This window comes from Candidatus Tisiphia endosymbiont of Piscicola geometra (genome assembly GCF_964026415.1).
Taxonomy (GTDB): Bacteria; Pseudomonadota; Alphaproteobacteria; order Rickettsiales; family Rickettsiaceae; genus Tisiphia.
Map to the genome: position 1 here is coordinate 562,733 of NZ_OZ032144.1, position 19,697 is coordinate 582,429.

Genomic DNA, 19,697 nt, shown 5'->3' on the forward strand with positions numbered 1-19,697 from the left:
AACTCCTGAGAATTTTTGTAGTGGTGATAGCTGTCCTCACTGTTGTAATGGCAAACTATATAATAGTGAAGCTAGAAGGTTGCTACAATTTACAGGTAATGCTCCAATTACAGTCAACAGATATGTAAAGAAAACGCTACGTTGTAATGCTTGTGATTATATAGTTATGAACAATAAAAATATCAACAAATGGACAAATAGTAGCAGAAGTGCAATAGTGTTACAAAAGACCTATGGTACTCCTTTCTACCGTTTATCTAGGCTGCAAAGTTTAAGTGGTGTTCCTGTGGCACATAGCTCGCTCTGGCAACAATATTTAGATGTTTGGCAAGAAGGTGGTGGAGCTGAAATTTACGGGGTATTATTGGAAATGGCTGCTGAATGTAGTTCACTGAACCTTGATGATACTAGAGCTAGGATTTTAGAAATTACTATAGCCAATAAAAAATTACGTACTCAAAATAAGAAAGGACGCAGCTGTTATACTACTACAATATGTGCTAAGACTGCAAATAATGAGGTGATAGTTTTATATTTTACCGGTAATAGGCATGGTGGAGAAAATATAGGTAACGTACTAAAGAATCGTAAGAATAGAACAGATTCTATCCAATTAATGACTGACGCAAGTAACAATAATAACCCGGTATTATCAGAAGCAGATAAAGAATTACTGGCAATAATAGTGATGATCAATTGTTTGTCACATGGTCAGAGAAAATTTACAGAGAATGAACTATATTACCCTGAAGAATGCGGATATTTTCTCAAACAAACACGTGGGATTTACCACAATGAACATCAATGTAAAGAGATGAGTCCTGAAGAGAAACTTGGGTATCATCAGGAACATAGCAGTAAATATATAGAAAACATATATAACAAAATAGACGAATTATTTAACGACAAGAAAGTTGAGCCTAATAGTAGGCTTGGACAAGCTATGAAATATTGGATAAATAATAAAGAAGGTTTGACCCAATTTTTAAAAATCCCAGTTAGCAATCTTGATAATAATTGGGCTGAGAGATCACTGCGTACCATTATTTTACAAAGGAAGAATTCATTATTCTTTAAAACAATCAATAGTGCTGAGATACATAGTGGTCTGTATAGTATAGTAAAGACTTGTAGTGAGAACGAGATCAATGCCTTTAAATATTTAAATTGGCTACAAGAGAATAGTAACAAAGCAAAGAAGCATCCTGAGGATTATACGCCTTTTGCCTATGCAAGATATATGAATAATACGGAATTAATCGAGACAGCAGCTTAAACGACAGGAAGCCAATCATTAGAGAATTTGGCAGAACTAGGATCGCCATTATGAATAAGAATGTGTAAGGTTCTATAACAAATTTGATAAGATGAATTATCAGATGGGAAAAGTTTTGCGGTAAATTTACCTTTGGATAGGCGTTTAGAGCATAGCCAAAAGCCTTGACCGTCAAAGGACAAAATTTTAATGGCAGTTCTGTTTTTATTATAGAATAAAAACAAGGAACCATTAAGAGGGTCGGAAGAAAGTTTTTGTCTACAAACAGCGATTAAGCCATCGATACCCTTGCGAAAATCGATGGCAATAGTGGCAACAAAAATAACTGACGCCGGGGTTAGTTGCAGCATAAAAATGTCTGAATTATAGTTTTTGGCTCTAGTGTTTGGATAATAAGCTTGGTACCATTTGGTTTAATAATGTGACAAGTATAGTGATTTTGTTTGGGAGTAGCTACAGGATCGGTACTTTATAGAGAACCACTATAGGGTAGTGATTTTACATAGTTTTCCATAAATTCCCAATCTAGTGTTCCCTGTCGTGTTGTTGGTAATTTAATCCTTGCACTACTAACAATATTTTTTCCATATTTTCTACCAAAGGAATATCTGTATCTTTCCAAATCAAGCACAGTTACTAAAAACATGGCATTATACTTATTTAATTTCTGATGATAACCTAAGGTTAATGTTGTAGAACCAATAAAATCAAATGGTTGGTAATTTGTGTATCCAATCGAACCCTGTCCATCGCCTATAAATACTATACTATTGCCTTTGGAGATTAGATTATCAACTGTTACAACTTTTTCCATAACACCGTTATTGGTCTTTTTAGCTCCTATGTAAAAAACATCCTCTCCACTAGTTAACAATACTGAAGCATTACTGCATTTAGCTTTTTCTAAAATTTCAAATATATCTGAAATGTAGAAATATTGCCAATTTATAGTTTCTAAACTAATATCTTGATTAGAGAATACACTATTTGTTGCAAGTTGTATATAGTTATTCAGAAATAAAAATCCAACATAATCTTTAATAGTTTTAATAAAATCATTTTCTGTTAGTCTGGTGTAATCTGTTTCCATATATGCTTCGGCACACCATTCTTGTTCTGAGGTAACATTATTTATTATACTTATACCAGCAACGCTCTCTTTATTAATGTATTTTTCTAACCAAAAATCTTTTATATTCTTCCAGCAATCATTCTTGTCAATTCTACCGCTATTTTTTTGTTTTACGAATCCATCATTTTTAAAATAGCCAAAGAATGTTTTTTTATTTTTAAGATGTGTATAGTGTGCCTTAAGAATTAATATACAGCTATTGACATTGATTGGATGGAATAAATCGTTTGGCATAGAAAAAACTGCCTCTAAACTAGGCTTCTCTAGCAATCTTTTTTTAACTTCAATTACTTTACTAGCGTCAGAAACAACCGTGGACATTTGACAAATAGCAATACAAATGCCACCTTTAGTCAAACATTCTAAAGTATTCTCTATGAACTCTAATTGTTCATCAGCATTTCCATCTTGGTAAGGTGGATTTAAAAAGCCCTTTGTTGGCTTTTGCTCTTTTATTATTTCTTTGTTCTTCTCATCAAAGCAACTGCCATACAAAATATGACTTTTACCATCTCCTCTCATCATCATGTTAGAGCAAGCATGAGAAAACATATCAGCTCTTTTCTCGATGCCAATTAATTGGCTTGATTTCATCTTTTTATGTTTATCTGTATTATTTCCTGCTTTTTTAAGCATGTAATTCATTGCAGCTACTAAAAAACCAGCTGTTCCACAACAAGGATCAAAAACAATATCATCAGTGCTTAATTCTGCGATATCACAAAAGAAATCTGTAATATGGCAGGGGGTTAATACAAGACCAGTTTTTTTGTCACTTCCAGCATATCTTATAAATTGGGTATAAAATTTTCCTAAAATATCAAATTGACTTTCATCAATATGGGGTAAAATATCTTGATTGATAGATAAAATAAAATCCCTCAAAAGAGTGTTTTTCTCATCTTTCTTTGTCTTTTTATTGTAAATTATATCAGAACTAAAATCATTATTGTTTCTAAATTTCGAGTATTCTAAAATTATAATTTGTCTTTTCTCAGAATCTAAATCATTTTGCTTCAAAACACTTTCACAAGCAGATAATAGGGCTTCAGTTAGCTCTTTGTTGGATGTGTAATATTTGTAGCTATTCAAAAAGGGAGCATGTTACAATGCAATTAAAATTGCACTTATTAACGTACATCTTTCGACTTCTGGTATAGAATAATTATGCAAAAATGAATTATATTCTATTGCTTTCTTAATAAGCTCTTCTTCTGCAAATGGCTTAGATTGCTGTTTGATAATATTTCCAATTTCTATGGATTTTAGAAGAATCTTGTCGGGCATACCTTTATAGGTATAATGTTGTTTTAGCCACAAAAAAGTTGTGATTTTTTTTTCTCTATTTCATTTTGTCCACTAACTGCAATAGCGATTATATTAAAAGCATCTTTTAAATAACAAGCATATAATAAAACACCATCTACAGCATAATCTTTATATAGGTTTCTATTTTTACTTTCATGTTGTGATATGCTTGCCTTGCATTCTATGACAATTAAATTATCCGGATTATTTTTAAAAGATATAATAAATTCAGGACGTCCTGCACCATTACCACTTTTTGAAGAATTTTTTAGTAATTTATCTATTTTGGGATTTATTGATGATTGTTCTTCTATTATAAGGTTATCATCATTATAATAACCTTTCTCTCGTAATAGATTCCTAACAATATTTTCAGTTATACGTTCATTTAACATAAAAGCCAATAAATTAGACTTCTTTCGAAACTCACTTATGTGCAAGGGTTTGAAGGAGACACTTCACCTTGAACCGTAGCGTACTTGAATGTACGTAAGGAGTAGAGTGTCGGTATCATGTACAAATCACCAGCAGAAATAGAGTTTCGAAAGAAGTTATTGAATCACAATACCCTATAGATTCGTTATAGCTAACTCGAATAGATTCCTGATCTAGAACATATAACGGATTAACTATAAAACTCATCCTTCCCGCATGACAATATATCACAAAAATCAACTACACTAATAGATATATGCAAATTATTTGATAAATTTTTTATAAAATCATCGACAAATCAATAATCAACTCTTCAAATTGCTGATTATTAGAATATTCTAGAGTTACCTTGTCCTTTATTTGGTTTTTGAACCAAGTAATTTGCCTTTTTGCATATTGCCTAGTCTTAATTTGTGCTAGATTTATGGCATTTTGCAAAGTAATTTCATTATTTAAATAGCATAATATTTCCCGTAGACCAATGGTTTTTATTGCAGAAGAATATATATCAGGAAAATCTTTTTTAATTTGAGCTACTTCTTCAATTGCTCCTTCATTAAATAATTTTTCTAACCTAGTATTACATGTTTGATAAAGAAATTCCCTCTTTGGATGTAGAAAAATTACCTTAAAATCAAATGCTGGAAGAATAGATTTATTTTGTAAGCTTTGGAAAGCAAATATAGATTGCCCGGTTTCCATAAATACTTCATAGGCTCTTATAACCCTTTGAGTGTCGTGTTCATTTAACTTCTGAACAGCCAGGTTATCTAGCTCTTTTAGTTTATAAAAAAACTGGGTCGAACCAATTTTAGAGTGTAGCTCTCTAACATATTGTCTAATTTCAGGAGATATTGTTGGTATTTCATTATAACCAAAAAGTAATGAATTAATATATAACCCAGTACCACCAACAATTATTGGTAACTTGCCTCTACTACGAATGTCTGTAATTTTCTCAAGAGCATGATTTACATATTGTATTACTGAAAATTCTTGTTCTATAGATAAAAAATTATAAAGATGATAAGGAATCTCATTACGGTATATTTGTGATGGCGAGGCAGTAATAATGGGAATCTGCCTATATATCTGCATAGAATCACAATTAACTATCTCACCATTATATATTTTAGCTAAATAATGTGCCAAATAAGACTTGCCACTAGCGGTAGGTCCACATATAACTAACATCGAGTCAATAATTTTTTTTGCGTAAGTTAGCTTGATCTATATATATTACGTTGATTAACTCAAGCTTTTATCAAAGCATTATATTGCAAATCTGTATTCTATCTTTCATTTTCAGACGAAACTCTTACATATTCAACCAATATTCGTAAAACATAATATTTTTTATTCATACATTATACCAAAACAGCAAAGTTTGCCGTATAGTTTTTTTGCCCTTTTTGTATATTTTTTGTTCTCTAACTCAGATGTCTGATAAACACATGTTATATATACTGCTTGTAAATGAAGAGTTGGTAAACGAAGAGCTAGGCAGTAGCAAAGTCGAGCTGTTAGGTGTACATGAGTAACGGAGCAGCTTCGATCTTTGGTCGCAGGAACACCAATTCTTGAAGTTCACCGAGTATATATATTAATATTCAAAAAAATATTCTATTTCTCTAGCATTTGTTATAAAATTGTATACGAGACACTATCAAAGATAGAAGTTGACGAGAAGTTTTTTTAATTGTTTACCACTTATTAAGATTTCGCCATTCAGGTTCTAAAAGTAATATGTGAAGAACTAGAGCTTGGCAATATTACTTTTAGGCAGTTAACATCTTTAGTAGGTTTTGCTCCTTTTGCTAGAGAAAGCGGTAGTTATAAAGGTAGAAGAAGCATCTTTGCCGGTAGAGGTAATCTTCGAAGAGTTCTTTATATGGCTGCAGTAGCTGCCTTACGATGTAATAAGCGTTTACGTAATTTTTATGACCACTTAATTGCTAAACATAAACCAGCAAAAGTTGCTCTTGTTGCTGTTATGCGTAAATTACTAGCTTTTATGCACTCTATTGTCAAAAATAATTCTTCTTGCAATGAAAATTTATGGTAAGTTATTATTTTCTTATTGACTTCCATTACGGATGCTGAGGTTATAATAGCATAATACCTCGAAATATTAAAGCCAATTCTGGATAAGACTTCTATTATGGGAAACGTGCTTTTCTTTAAGTTCATAGTAATCTAGTTTTGCAGTATTTTCATTAACAGACTAAGTTCCTCACGAAATTCTGTATCAATTTCACATAATTCTTCTACTTTTTTGATAGCATGCATTATTGTAGTATGATCTTTCTTACCAAATTTCTTGCCGATATCAGTAAGGCTTTTTGGGGTTAATGTTTTACTTAAATACATAGCTACTTGCCTTGGTCTAGCTATTGAGCGAATACGTCTAGGAGAAGACATATCAGAAAATTTAATATTATAACGATCAGCTACTTTTCTTTGAATATCTTCAATCGTTATAATTCTTTCATTGGAACGTAGTAAGTCACGTAAAATATTTTGGGTATTTTCTAAAGTTATCTCCCTACCAACTAAAGTTGAATGAGCAATAACTTTATTAAGAGCCCCCTCTAATTCTCTGACATTTGACGTTATTTTTGATGCTAAGAATTCTACAACATTTTTAGGTATGTGAATATTCATCTGTTCAAGCTTAGATTCTAATATCCCCAATCTTAGTTCATAAGTAGTGCTGTGAACATCTGCAACCAAGCCCCAACCAAGCCTAGACTTAATCCGCTCTTCAATATTATCTAAATCTGACGGTGAACGGTCACATGATATAACCATTTGACGATTATTATCAATCAAAGCATTGAAAGTATGAAAAAACTCTTCTTGTGTACTATCTTTACCAGATATAAATTGAATATCATCGATCATTAGCACGTCAACTGAACGAAATTCTTCTTTAAATGACATAACATCTTTATTACGAAGTGCTTTGATGAATTGATACATAAACTTTTCTGCCGACATGTAAATTACTTTGCGAGTCGGGTTATTATGTCTTATATACCAAGCAATAGCATGCATTAAGTGTGTCTTACCAAGACCAACACCCCCATACAAAAATAAGGGGTTAGATTCAGCTACGGCACTTTCTGATTCAGCAACTGCTCTAGAGGCTGCATATGCTAACTCATTTGGTCCACCAACTACAAAATTTTCAAAAGTAAATCGTAAGTCTAATGCTGAAAAAATGCCTTCGGAATTGATATCCATTCCTTCTTTTATTGATGGAATTTTTGCTAAATATTCAGGTATATTTGGATTTTGTTCTAGTAATTCTTTAGTAACTATCTCAATTGATTTAATATCTTTGTCATAAGACTGCCAAGATTGCAATATATCACGTGCATATTTTGATTTTATCCAATCTCGGATAAAATTTGTTGGTGTAGAAAGTATAACAGTAGTAGTAGAAGCTTCTAGAAAGTTAATCTTACTGAACCAACTTTTATACAAAGACTCACCGTAATGTTTATTAAGATCAGAACACACATGCTGCCAAATATCTCTATAATGAGCTACTTCCTTTTCTACAGTCAATTGATTTTGGTTAGTATTCACAGAACTTGCCATGGTAAATTATTTTGTTTCCAACCAGCTCCATTACCTCCTCCTTCAAAACCATCAACGATGTTGTAGCATTTTGTATAACCTAAACCACCAGCACACAAGGCCGCTTCATGAGATCGGGCACCTGAACGACAAAGGAATAATACATTATTTTTATTACTGACTTTCGACATGAACTGATTGTTAAATTCACAATTTAATGACATATCAGGTAATAAACGCCAGCTCAGAAACAGTACTTGATCTTTATCAAGCTTTGGAATACCTATTTTCTGCCATTCTTCAGTAGTTCTAATATCAACAACAATGGTACACTCATCCATTTCTAGCAACTTATAAGCTTCTAAGGAAGATATATTTTTGATACTTATAGGCATCTGCATTTTTTTGAATATATTAAAATTTATTGAATAAGAACAAGATTTAGACTAATTGAGTATATACTACTTAATATACAGTTTACATTTTATATTTTATATTTGGTAATTGTCAAACTATCTGAATCATATTATGATATTTTTTTATAAGATTATCAATATGGACTATTTAAAAAAATCATTCCTAGCTAAAAAATTACTATACCAAAGCAAAAATCGGGGTTGCAAAGAAACCGGGTTAATATTAGGTAAATTTGCTGAACAATTTCTTGCTAATATGGATATAGATAGTTTAACAGATTTTGCTTTAATACTTAATCAAAATGATATAGATATTTATGATTGGATTACCAATAAAACGACTCCTCCTGTTCACTTAAATTCAAAAGTGATGTTACAAATACTTAATTTTGATATTAACCGCCTATAAGCTTAATAAACAATGATACAACAACCTCTACCACTCAGTGCAAAAAGTTTTTTTGCTAATGAGTATTTCTCAAATAAACCAACTAAGAATATTTTACTTATTTTTGCCAGTGAAGATGATGCAATTAATAGCCATAAACAATTATTATTTTTTGCACAAAGCATTAAGACTAGTAATATATTATATTTTCCTAGTTTTGATACTATACCATATGATCGCATTTCGCCCCAGTCTAACATTTTATCAGAAAGAGCTAATGCACTAAGTTATTTAGCAACTAATAATGAAAAAAAATTGGTAGTTACTAATGCGGTGAATTTACTGAGCAAATTACCACCTTCGGAATTCTTAGTTAAGTCTTTTCTGAAATTACATAATAAAATGAATTTTTCAGCGGGCAAGCTCGCCGAATTCCTAGTACATAATGGTTTTACAAGGAGTAGTAGTAGCATTGATAGTGGTGAATTTTCAGTAAGAGGAGAGATAGTAGATATAATTTTGCCAGGGTATAAGGGCTATCGTATTAATTTTAGCTGGGATCACATAGAGTCAATACGAGAATTTGATATTGATAGTCAAATTTCTACTAATAGCTGTACAGAGTTAATAATTAATTCTGCCAGTGAGGTAATATTAAATCTAGAAACAATAAAGAATTTTAGAGATAATTATCTAAAAGCTTTTGGTGTTAATTACGTGAATAGCCCTTTATATGAATCAGTAATTGAAGGAAAAAAATTTCAAGGATATGAACATTTATCTCCTTTATTCTATAATTCTTTCAGTAGCTTAATTAATTATTTAGATGACCCTATTATTATTTATGATAATTTGTCGTTACAATCAATTATTGAGCAGGAGAATAATTATACAGATCTTTACAGGTCGCGGATTGAGTCTAACAAAATAAAATTAAACACATTCTATCCTGCATTGCCTCCTGAGCAGATTTACTTTACCAGTCAAGAAATACAAACTTTACTAGAACAGGATAAGAATATTTTAATTAGTCCTGAAGATTCATCTTATGCATATTCATTAGAAAAAATTATTGCAACTAGTTTTATTGAGGATAAGACAGTTTTTGATAAGCTATTTGAGATTATAGAGAACAATAATACTAAAATACCAATTATTTTTTGTCAGTCTAAAAGTAATTTGGAAAGACTGAAGAGCTTGATAAATAGCTACTCACGAGAATATATAGAGATAGACAATCTACAACAGGCAAAAATTGGTGTGATAAATCTTGCATATGTCCAACTTAGTCAAGGATTTTATAGTGATAAATATTTGTTTATTGCAGCTCACGATATTTTAGGAAAAAGTGCGGTAAACGTTCGCCAGCAAGGTGCTAAACGTAAGCTTAAAAATATTCTAATGGAATTAGATAATTTAGGTGAAGGAGAGTTAGTTGTTCATAAGGATCATGGTATTGGTCAATTTCTTAATGTTGAGACACTAGATGTTAAAGGCAAAGCTCATGATTTCCTAAAAATTTTATATGAGAATAATGATAAATTATATATTCCTGTTGAGAATATAGAGCTAATTAAGAAATATGGTAGCAGTGAAGCACAGCTAGCCAAGTTAGGTAGCAGTAGCTGGCAAAGAAGTAAGGCTAAGCTCAAGAATCGTATTACAGAAATTGCCGAGCAATTATTAGCAATAGCCGCTAAGAGGAAATTAACTGTAACTAATCCAATAGAGTTTGATCATGAAGAATATGACAAATTCTGTCAGAGATTTAAATATACCGAAACTGAAGATCAATTAAATGCCATAAATGATATTAGAAAAGATTTTGACTCAGGTATTTTAATGGATAGATTAATTTGTGGTGATGTTGGTTTTGGAAAAACTGAAGTGGCAATAAGGGCAACTTTTATGGTAGCTAAATCAAACTGTGACGTCTCCCCTCAAGTAGCCATTGTCGTACCAACTACTATTCTAGGTAAGCAGCATTATTTAAGATTTCGTAAAAGATTTAAGGATTTAGGGCTGAATATAGTACAATTATCTAGCCTAGTTACCAATAGTGAGGCTAAAATTGTTAAAGAACAAATCAAAGAGGGTACAGCTAATATAATAATTGGTACACATGCCTTGCTGAGTAAGAATATAGAATTTAGTAACCTCAGATTATTAATAATTGATGAAGAACAACATTTTGGTGTTGCTCAAAAGGAACATTTAAAGAAACTAAGAACTACAATGCATGTTCTATCTCTTTCGGCAACACCAATTCCTCGTACAATGCAGATGTCTATGGTAGGGCTGAAAGACCTTAGTATCATTGCCACACCACCGATTGATAGGCTAGAAGTTCGGACAACAGTTATGCCGTTTGATCCGGTGATTATTAGAGATGCTTTACTTAGAGAACGTTTCCGTGGTGGTAGAAGTTTCTATGTAGTGCCTAGAATTAAGGACATTCCGGATATAGAGAAATACTTACAGGAGGTTGTACCTGAACTAAAGTACAAAGTTGCTCATGGCCAAATGCCAGCTGCCAAAGTAGATGAGATTATGAGTGAATTTTGTGATGGTAAGTTTGACATACTCGTTTCTACCACAATAATTGAGTCAGGTATAGATATTGCCGAAGCTAATACAATGATTATTCATAAATCTGATATGCTTGGTTTGAGTCAGTTATATCAGCTCAGAGGTAGGATAGGACGAAGTAAAGTCAGAGGTTATGCCTATTTAACCTTAGCTAATTATAAGAAAATGACCGCACATTCAATAAAACGTCTAGAAATAATGCAGAGTAGCTGTACTCTTGGTTCTGGTTTTACCATTGCCAGCCATGATATGGATTTACGTGGTTTTGGTAACTTGGTAGGAGAAGAGCAGTCTGGACAGATTAAAGAAGTAGGAGTGGAGCTTTATCAGGAGATGTTAGATGAACAAATAGCAATTCTTAAGGATGAAGTTATTGAGCAGCCAAAAGCTTTTGTGCCAATAATTAATTTGGGATTACCTGTTTTCATTTCTGACAATTATATTGCAGATTCTGCTCTTAAACTAAGTTTGTACAGAAGAGTTGGAAATTTAATTGATGATGTAGATATTGAAAATTTTAAGGACGAAATGGTTGATCGTTTCGGTCCTATCCCATCAGAATTTAATAATCTACTTAATATAGTAAAAATAAAGCATAAATGCAGTAAGCTTAATATTGAAAATTTAGACTCTGGTGATCGAGGATTTGTTTTGAAATTTTATAAAGAATCAGATATAGCTGATAAGATTAGAAATTTTGTTATAAAGTATCCTCAGCAAACCAAAATAAAACCGGATACTAAGTTAGTATTTACCAAAACATTGGTAGGAAAAGATATTATAGAGGAAGCGAATAGTCTGTTGGAGCAATTATTGGTTGCATAATATCATATAGGGCGAAAAGGAATTAAAATTAGGACAGTGAGTAAAATTAAAAAGCAATATATATGTACAAATTGTGGTAATAGTACATCAAAATGGGCGGGACAATGTTTTGATTGTGGCTTATGGGGAGCGATTGAGGAAGAGGTAATTAGTCAAGTACAAGTTAGGTTAGGCAATAAACAACAAATACAAAAGCTTGATGGTGTTGTTGTGGAATCATTACGTACTCCTACTCCTATAAATGAATTAAATAGAGTGTTGGGTGGCGGGTTGGTTTCCTCTTCGGCAATTTTAATTGGTGGTGATCCTGGAATTGGTAAATCAACTTTATTATTACACTTAGTGGCAAGTTCTTTTTGTGATAAAATTAGAATGAATTGCTTATATATAACTGGTGAGGAATCCATTGACCAAATAAAACTCAGAGCTTTAAGATTAGGACTTAGCAATAAAACAGCATCTATCTTAGCTGCCACTAATATCGAAGATATTATCTCAACTATTGATGCTGATAAGAACAATATTGATTTGGTAGTTATCGATTCAATTCAGACAATGGTAACTCGCACACTATCATCACCACCTGGCACTATTTCGCAGATTCGGGCCTGTGCTAATGAGTTGGTTAGCTATGCTAAGCAAAATAATATTATTATTTTACTTAGCTGTCATGTGACAAAAGATGGACAATTAGCTGGTCCTAAGTTACTCGAACATCTTGTTGATACCGTGCTATATTTTGAAGGTGATCCTAATAGTCATTTTCGTATTTTGCGTTCTATTAAAAATAGATTTGGTGGAATAGGAGAAATCGGTGTTTTTGAGATGACTACTAGTGGTCTTATGGAAGTCTCTAGTCCTTCCGAGCTATTTCTGATGAAAAGGGATAAAAATGTTAGCGGAACAACAGTATTTGCTGGAATTGAAGGATCTAGACCGTTATTAATTGAGATTCAGGCATTAATTGCCCCTTCCAATATGCCAATGCCAAGACGTTCGGTTGTAGGATGGGATTTAAATAGATTATCAATGATAATAGCTGTACTTAATGTACGGTTTGGTCTTAACTTAACTTCTAAGGAAGTATATTTAACTGTTGCTGGTGGGCTTAAAATTTCAGAACCATCTTCAGACTTAGCTGTTGCAGCTGCTTTAATTTCTGCAGCAAATAATAAAGCTGTGCTAGAACATAGTGTTTTTTTTGGAGAAATTGGTTTATCTGGTGAAATAAGAAAAGTCAATGCAGCAGAAATGAGAATAAAAGAAGCAACGAAATTAGGATTCAATAAATTAATTTGCTCCAAACTTGAAAAGTTAAGTAATAACCTAATTTGCCCAATTAGTAATATAAAAGAATTGAAAGAGTTGATATAGTTAAAATTCACACTTATGAAATTCTAATAACCCTAATTCAGGATAAGAATTATAATTCTTATCCTGAATTAGCTATGATATAAAGAAAAATGTACTCTTGAAGCGGTTCTGTGAGTACATTTTAACTTTTTTACCGTTCAATAGATGATTTTAATAATTAAAATCATCTATTGAACGCAAATGATATTTTAACAATCAGGTGGGCAGCCGCTTCAAACCTGATTGTTTCTATATATACAGCCGAATTTGGGATAACTTGTTATCCCGTATTCGCGTTAATAGTATTATTAGAATCTTATTTGACTATTTTACCTTAGTTCGATGGGAGACATCGGTTTAATAGTTCCGATTATCTGTTTCTTGAAATGTCTTAATTGTTTTTTGAATTGTAGCACTTATGAAACACTTATTTTAAGATGAGTTTTATAAATTAAGGATTCCATCTTTGACAAAGTAGCGTAAAAGTGTTACGCTACTTTTAACCACAAAAAAGCATAGAACCCCCATTTTGGATAAGAATTAGTTAATTCTTATCCAAAATTGGCTTTAATATAAGGAAAAATGCATTCTTAAAGCGGTTAACGCGAATACATTTTAAACCTTTCTAAAGCTAAAAACATGATTTTAAAAGATTAAAATCATGTTTTTAGCAAAATGGATTGCCACGCTCACATACGTTCGCTCGCTAATAGACATATACGTCTATAAAACGTCTATTAGCGAGGAGACCGTAGGTCGACAAAGCAATATATAATTTCACCGAATTTAGGATACTCAAATGATCCTACGAATTGGATTTGAAAATGGATGGTGAGAAGGCGTAGCATACATATAGTATAGTTACACATGTGAATCCATGATATTTTCAAAAAACAATTCTTCAAAACAGAAGAGTATATAAGAATTGACAAATTCTTATCCCAAATTCGCGTATAGAAAAATACCAAGTTTATTATAATAGGAGCAATTTAATTACTAATACTTCAAAAATACTTATTATTGATAATCAGAAAGCATTAAATGAATTCTGTCGACAGTTATTGGATTGTAAGACTATAAGTGTTGATACTGAGTTCTTGCGTAAAAATACCTATTTTGCTCAGCTTAGCATAATTCAAATTATGGCCAGTAGTTATAAAGTGATAATTGACACTTTAAGCAATTTGGATCTTTCTCCTATTAACGAAATATTTCTGAACGATAAAATTCTTAAAATAGTTCACGCCCCTAGAGAGGATTTTGAGATATTTTATCGTTTATTTAAGAAACTGCCAAAAAATGTTTTTGACATACAAATTGCAGCTGGTATTTGTGATTTTGGTAAATATTTGAGTTATTCGGATATATGTAGCAAAATTTGCTTAGTTCACATTGATAAAACTTACCAACGGTCTGATTGGTTAAAGCGTCCAATTAATGCTAATATGTTAAATTATGCTATTAAAGATGTTGAATATTTAGAGCCGATTTACAAGGTATTGCAACAAATAATTCAAGATAATAACTTACAAAACGAATATGACAAGCAAATAAAATCTTTGCTTAATATTGAAAATTATATTATTAATGTACAAAAAGCTTGGCAAAAAGTTAGATTCAATAATCATTCAGAGTCTTTTATTCATAAAATGAAAATTATGGCAGCTTATCGGGAGGAACAAGCCAGTACAATAGATTTACCAAGGAGACATTTTATTTCTGATGAGGAATTAGTACAGATTTGTCAATATTTACCTACCAGTAATAAAGATTTTGAAAATCTTAAATTAAATAGTCGCTATCTTAGTAAACAAAAATATAGAACTCAATTAGCAGATCTGTGTCTTGCTATACAAGAATTAGGTGAATAAAGGTACTTTATTTATGTTAATTGTGGAATAAATTTGCTATTTTCTAAAAGGTTAAGTAAAACAGCATCTGATATCTTTTGGCTTTTAGAGCATGGCAATTTTTACTATAGTTTTTTTTAAAACCATTTCTGTATTACTGAGTGTAGTAATTGGTTTTTTAGCAGGAAGATATTCTAAAGTTGAGAGAGATAGTATAGCTTCTTTGTTATTCTATTTTATATCTCCTATTGTTTTTTTTGCTATTCCCGCCAGTACTACTTTGACTTTATCAGCATTAAGCGTTACTGTAGTTGTTTTTTTCATTGCCACTTCGTTATCAATATTTTCCTACTATTTTTTTGGGCGATATTGGCTTGATCATACACGAAACATTATAGCATTATCTGCAGGTACCGCTAATGGTGGTTATTTTATGCTGCCAATAGCCGCTACTCTCTTTGATGATTATGTTTTAAGCATCTACATGATGGCAGTTATAGGAATAAATATTTTCGAATCATCAGTAGGCTTTTATATTTGTGCTAGGAGCTTTGCTAATAGTAGTGAAAGTATCTTGAAGGTTGTAAAGTTACCAATTTTAAACGGGTTTTTACTTGGTTGTTTATTTAGTTTTGCTGGTTTTACTTTACCTGATTTCCTAGATGATTTTATATATAACATGCGGGGGGCATTTTCTATACTTGGTATGGTTATGGTTGGTTTAGCTCTTTCAGCTTTGCAAAAGTTTGAAATAGACATAAAGTTTACTTTAGCTACTTTCATGGCAAAATTTTTATTCTATCCACTAGGGGTTAACATATTTATTCTTTTGGATAAGTTTGTTTTAGGATGGTATGATGAGAATTATTACAATGCTTTAAGGCTTCTTTCAACCGCTCCTATGGCAGCAAACGTAATTGTCATAGCCAGTTTACAAAAATTCTATCCAGAAAAAGTTGCTACCACAGTATTTCTTTCCCTGCTTTTTGGTGTAGTATATATACCAGTTATGGTAACTATATTTTTAAGTGATTTGAATTAATTATTATAGCTAACCTGATTAACGCAAAATTATAGATTGCTTCGTCGCTAATAGCGTCTGTGAATTTGGTGTAATGCTAGTCAGGTTAGCTATAGCACTAATGATATAAAAAAATGATACAAAAATTTATCCAAGTTGGACCTTATATTAATTGGTTAGGCTCACAATATATTCCAGCTCATAAAATAGCTTATCTTGAGTTTGGTGACCCTAATAATGAAAATGTAATAATTTGTACCCATGGTTTAACTAGGAATGCTCATGATTTTGATAAAATCGCTATGGTATTAAGTGATAATTTTCGAGTAATTGCTATAGATTATCCAGGACGTGGGGATAGTGATGTTTTTAAAACGAAAAAGCATTATAATTATCAAGTATATGTAAAAGATACGGTGCTTTTTTTTAAAAAATTAGGTATTAACAACTGTATTTGGCTTGGTACTTCCATGGGTGGAATAATTGGTTATGTACTAGCTAGTAAATATAAGGAACTTATCAAAGCAATGATTATAAATGATGTAGGACCTTTTATTCCAGCATCTCCTCTAGTTAAAATTGGTCAATATGCAGGTCAAACTCCCTCATTTGTTGATTTAGTTAGTGCCAAGCAACATTTAAAGCTAATATATAGCCAATTCGGTATTAGTAGTGAGGAAGATTGGGATCATCTTACCAAATATAGTTTTATAAAAATCCAAGATGGAAAATATAAAATGAATTATGATCCTGCCATAGTACAAGGTATGAATGCTAATGCAAATAAGCCAAAAAATGTTGATATATGGACTATATGGAATAAGATTGTTTGTAAATTGTTGGTTATCCACGGGGCTAAATCAGAAATTTTGCAACAATCTACTATTGAGAAGATGAAAGAAACCAAAGATTTTGATTTGTTCGTTGTTGATTATGCTGGTCATGTACCTTCATTAATGACCGATGATCAGATTAGTTATATAAAATCTTGGGTAAATGCTTTGAAAATATAAAAATTTAGGTTGTTATGAATCGTTCTACTAAAGTACTTATTATAGGGTCAGGTCCTGCTGGACTGAGTGCAGCAATCTATACAGCTAGGGCAGCACTAAAACCAATATTATTGCATGGTATGCAGCCAGGTGGGCAGCTAACTATTACTACAGATGTTGAAAATTATCCAGGTTTTGCAGAGCCTATTCAAGGTCCATGGTTAATGGAACAAATGACGCAACAGGCAAAAAATGTTGGTGCAGAAATTATCTATGATTATGTAGAAAAGGTTGATTTTTCAAAAAAACCCTTAGTGGTAACCACCTCGTCTGGTATAATTAGGGCGGACAGCGTTATAATATGTACCGGTGCAGAAGCAAGGTGGCTGAATATTCCTTCCGAAGCACAATTCAAAGGATATGGTGTCTCAGCTTGTGCTACTTGTGATGGTTTTTTTTTCAAGAATCAGGATGTATTAGTTATTGGTGGTGGGAATAGTGCTGTTGAAGAGGCATTATATTTAACTAATCATGCACGTCAGGTGACTATTGTTCATCGTCGGGATAGTTTTAGAGCCGAGAAGATTTTACAAGAGAGATTATTTAGAAATCCCAAAATATCGGTCATTTGGAATCATAGACTGATTGAGGTCATGGGTACTGATAATCCTAAATCGGTTAATTCAGCCAAGCTTGAAAACACTCAAACAGGTGAGCTTAGTTCAATTAATTGTACTGGTATATTCGTAGCAATTGGTCATATGCCGAATACTGGTTTGTTCAAAGGACAACTAGATATAGATAGTGATAATTATATTATTACTAAACCAAATTCAACGGAAACCAGTATTAAAGGTGTTTTCGCTGCTGGAGATGTACAAGATAAAATTTTTAGACAAGCAGTTACCGCTGCTGGTACAGGATGTATGGCAGCTTTAGAAGTAGAAAAGTTTTTAAATCATTAAATTAAAATTATGTCTCGTAGTAAAAAAGAGAGTGATAAAATAGATAAGTCAAGTGGATCAAGTGAGACAAGTATAGTTTTGCCTGTTGCTCGAACTTTGCCAGCAAATGTTCAGGCCGAGCAAATGTTAATAGGAGCAATTTTAGTCAACCATGATTACTTAAATACTGTCTCAGAATTCCTAAGACCAGATCATTTTTTTGAGCCGATACATCAAAAGATTTATAATGCTATTGAAGTTATTACCGAAAAAGGCCTAATTGCTACTCCGGTAACGCTTAGAAGCATGTTAGAACGAGACGAATTATTTCAGCAATTAGGTGGCAGTGACTATCTAAATAAGCTAGCTACTCTGTCAATGATGGTAATTAATCCCCTTGATTATGGAAAAATAATCTATGATTTGGCAGTAAGGCGTAATTTAATTCAGATAGGGGAGGAGGTAGTTAATAATGCTTATGACTCCTCTTTAGAATATGATGCAAGTCAACAAATAGAGCATGCAGAGGGTAAGCTTTATAATCTTGCTAGTGAAGGAATTAATGACAAGAGTTTTGTTAAAATTGCTGTGTCTCTCTCGGAGTCCCTTGCCAATATTGACAGAGCTATGAAGAATTCTAATCATGTAATAGGTATTTCTACAGGATTAATTGATTTAGATAGGGAATTATCAGGTTTTCATAACTCAGATTTAGTTGTCATTGCTGCACGTCCATCAATGGGGAAAACAGCTTTTGCCATAAATCTTGCGATAAATGCTTGTAATTCTATGAAGTTAAAAAATAAGGAACAAGAAAAAGATAAGTCAGTAGGTTTTTTCTCTCTTGAAATGTCATCTGAGCAGCTTGCTACTCGTATTCTTTCCATGCATACTAACATTGACTCTTCAGCCTTACGGTCTGGTCATGTGACAGAAGAAAATTATAATCGATTACGTAGAGAAATTATAGCTCTTGACCTACCATTTTTTATTGATGATACGCCAGCTTTATCCATTGCGGCTATTCGCACTAGGGCAAGAAAAATGAAGCGTAAACATAACCTTGGTATATTATTTGTAGATTATCTGCAGTTAATTAGAGGGATAAATAAATCTGATAATAGAGTAAATGAAATTTCGGAAATTACTCAAGGATTAAAAGCTATAGCAAAAGAATTAAATATTCCAGTAATTGCTTTATCACAATTATCTAGAGCTGTAGAACTTAGAGAAGATAAGAGACCAATGTTATCTGACTTACGAGAATCTGGGTCTATTGAACAAGATGCGGATATAGTGATGTTTATTTATCGAGAAGAATATTATCTAACTCGTAAAGAGCCTTCTTCGAGTGATGCAAAATATGCAGAAAAACACGCAGAATGGTTGAGTAATTTAAATCAAGTATATAATATTGCCGATATTATAATAGCAAAACATCGTAATGGTCGTGTTGGTAGCGTAAAACTTCACTATGATGGTCAGTATTCAAAATTTGGTAATTTACAGAAAACACTATAGACCCCCATTCGGGATAAGAATTAGTTAATTCTTATCCCGAATTCGCATTATAGGGATAATAA

Annotated in this window: 17 protein-coding genes and 1 pseudogene; 11 read left to right on the top strand and 7 right to left on the bottom strand. The window is 32.1% G+C overall.

Going from position 1 to position 19,697, the window contains the following annotated elements; genetic code table 11:
- Positions 1 to 166: 166 nt before the first annotated feature.
- Positions 167 to 1,276, top strand: a complete 1,110-nt coding sequence (locus AAGD26_RS02600; RefSeq protein ID WP_341752108.1) for an IS66 family transposase — start codon at positions 167 to 169, stop codon at positions 1,274 to 1,276.
- Here the strand turns inward: AAGD26_RS02600 and tnpB are convergent.
- From tnpB to miaA, 5 genes are all read right to left on the bottom strand, one after another.
- Positions 1,273 to 1,626: an IS66 family insertion sequence element accessory protein TnpB gene (gene tnpB / locus AAGD26_RS02605; protein WP_341752109.1), complete on the bottom strand. Its 354-nt coding sequence runs from the start codon at positions 1,624 to 1,626 to the stop codon at positions 1,273 to 1,275. The genes AAGD26_RS02600 and tnpB overlap by 4 nt on opposite strands.
- A gap of 119 nt (positions 1,627 to 1,745) precedes the next feature.
- A complete protein-coding gene (locus AAGD26_RS02610) occupies positions 1,746 to 3,500 on the bottom strand; it encodes an N-6 DNA methylase (protein ID WP_341752110.1) in 1,755 nt (584 codons plus the stop codon).
- Positions 3,501 to 3,512: 12 nt separating this feature from the next.
- The gene (locus AAGD26_RS02615; RefSeq protein WP_341752111.1) at positions 3,513 to 3,695 is read right to left on the bottom strand and encodes a hypothetical protein; all 183 of its coding nucleotides are present in this window, start codon (positions 3,693 to 3,695) and stop codon (positions 3,513 to 3,515) included.
- Between the two features lie 23 nt (positions 3,696 to 3,718).
- Positions 3,719 to 4,111: a hypothetical protein gene (locus AAGD26_RS02620; protein ID WP_341752112.1), complete on the bottom strand. Its 393-nt coding sequence runs from the start codon at positions 4,109 to 4,111 to the stop codon at positions 3,719 to 3,721.
- Between the two features lie 319 nt (positions 4,112 to 4,430).
- The gene (miaA, locus tag AAGD26_RS02625) at positions 4,431 to 5,345 is read right to left on the bottom strand and encodes a tRNA (adenosine(37)-N6)-dimethylallyltransferase MiaA (protein ID WP_341752113.1); all 915 of its coding nucleotides are present in this window, start codon (positions 5,343 to 5,345) and stop codon (positions 4,431 to 4,433) included.
- A gap of 577 nt (positions 5,346 to 5,922) precedes the next feature.
- On the opposite strand from miaA, the pseudogene AAGD26_RS07280 reads away from it, so the two are divergent.
- Together AAGD26_RS07280 and AAGD26_RS02630 are read left to right on the top strand one after the other, a co-directional pair.
- Positions 5,923 to 6,033: pseudogene (locus AAGD26_RS07280) on the top strand (IS110 family transposase); the annotation flags it as partial.
- 9 nt (positions 6,034 to 6,042) lie between these two features.
- Positions 6,043 to 6,216 (top strand): hypothetical protein, encoded by a 174-nt coding sequence (locus tag AAGD26_RS02630; RefSeq protein ID WP_341752114.1) that lies wholly within the window; start codon positions 6,043 to 6,045, stop codon positions 6,214 to 6,216.
- Positions 6,217 to 6,347: 131 nt separating this feature from the next.
- Here AAGD26_RS02630 and dnaA read toward each other — a convergent pair whose 3' ends face one another.
- The gene (gene dnaA, locus AAGD26_RS02635) at positions 6,348 to 7,757 is read right to left on the bottom strand and encodes a chromosomal replication initiator protein DnaA (protein WP_375332270.1); all 1,410 of its coding nucleotides are present in this window, start codon (positions 7,755 to 7,757) and stop codon (positions 6,348 to 6,350) included.
- The gene (locus tag AAGD26_RS02640) at positions 7,742 to 8,137 is read right to left on the bottom strand and encodes a rhodanese-like domain-containing protein (protein ID WP_342271453.1); all 396 of its coding nucleotides are present in this window, start codon (positions 8,135 to 8,137) and stop codon (positions 7,742 to 7,744) included. Before AAGD26_RS02640 ends, dnaA begins: the two co-directional genes overlap by 16 nt.
- 127 nt (positions 8,138 to 8,264) lie before the next feature.
- On the opposite strand from AAGD26_RS02640, the gene AAGD26_RS02645 reads away from it, so the two are divergent.
- The 8 genes from AAGD26_RS02645 (at position 8,265) to AAGD26_RS02680 (ending at position 19,635) form a co-directional block, all read left to right on the top strand.
- Positions 8,265 to 8,561, top strand: a complete 297-nt coding sequence (locus tag AAGD26_RS02645) for a succinate dehydrogenase assembly factor 2 (RefSeq protein ID WP_341752115.1) — start codon at positions 8,265 to 8,267, stop codon at positions 8,559 to 8,561.
- Between the two features lie 12 nt (positions 8,562 to 8,573).
- Entirely contained in the window at positions 8,574 to 11,954 is a 3,381-nt protein-coding gene (gene mfd / locus AAGD26_RS02650) for a transcription-repair coupling factor (RefSeq protein ID WP_341752116.1), read from the top strand.
- Between the two features lie 36 nt (positions 11,955 to 11,990).
- The gene (gene radA, locus AAGD26_RS02655) at positions 11,991 to 13,328 is read left to right on the top strand and encodes a DNA repair protein RadA (RefSeq protein ID WP_341752117.1); all 1,338 of its coding nucleotides are present in this window, start codon (positions 11,991 to 11,993) and stop codon (positions 13,326 to 13,328) included.
- A 989-nt stretch (positions 13,329 to 14,317) separates the two neighbouring features.
- On the top strand, positions 14,318 to 15,178 hold the full coding sequence (locus tag AAGD26_RS02660) for a ribonuclease D (RefSeq protein ID WP_341752301.1): 861 nt from the start codon (positions 14,318 to 14,320) through the stop codon (positions 15,176 to 15,178).
- Positions 15,179 to 15,269: 91 nt separating this feature from the next.
- Positions 15,270 to 16,199 (top strand): AEC family transporter, encoded by a 930-nt coding sequence (locus tag AAGD26_RS02665; protein ID WP_341747269.1) that lies wholly within the window; start codon positions 15,270 to 15,272, stop codon positions 16,197 to 16,199.
- 113 nt (positions 16,200 to 16,312) lie between these two features.
- Positions 16,313 to 17,191: an alpha/beta hydrolase gene (locus AAGD26_RS02670; protein WP_341752118.1), complete on the top strand. Its 879-nt coding sequence runs from the start codon at positions 16,313 to 16,315 to the stop codon at positions 17,189 to 17,191.
- Between the two features lie 14 nt (positions 17,192 to 17,205).
- Positions 17,206 to 18,135, top strand: coding sequence for a thioredoxin-disulfide reductase (trxB, locus tag AAGD26_RS02675; protein ID WP_341752119.1), 930 nt, complete (start codon positions 17,206 to 17,208; stop codon positions 18,133 to 18,135).
- A 9-nt stretch (positions 18,136 to 18,144) separates the two neighbouring features.
- The gene (locus AAGD26_RS02680; RefSeq protein ID WP_341752120.1) at positions 18,145 to 19,635 is read left to right on the top strand and encodes a replicative DNA helicase; all 1,491 of its coding nucleotides are present in this window, start codon (positions 18,145 to 18,147) and stop codon (positions 19,633 to 19,635) included.
- The last annotated feature ends 62 nt before the right edge of the window (positions 19,636 to 19,697 follow it).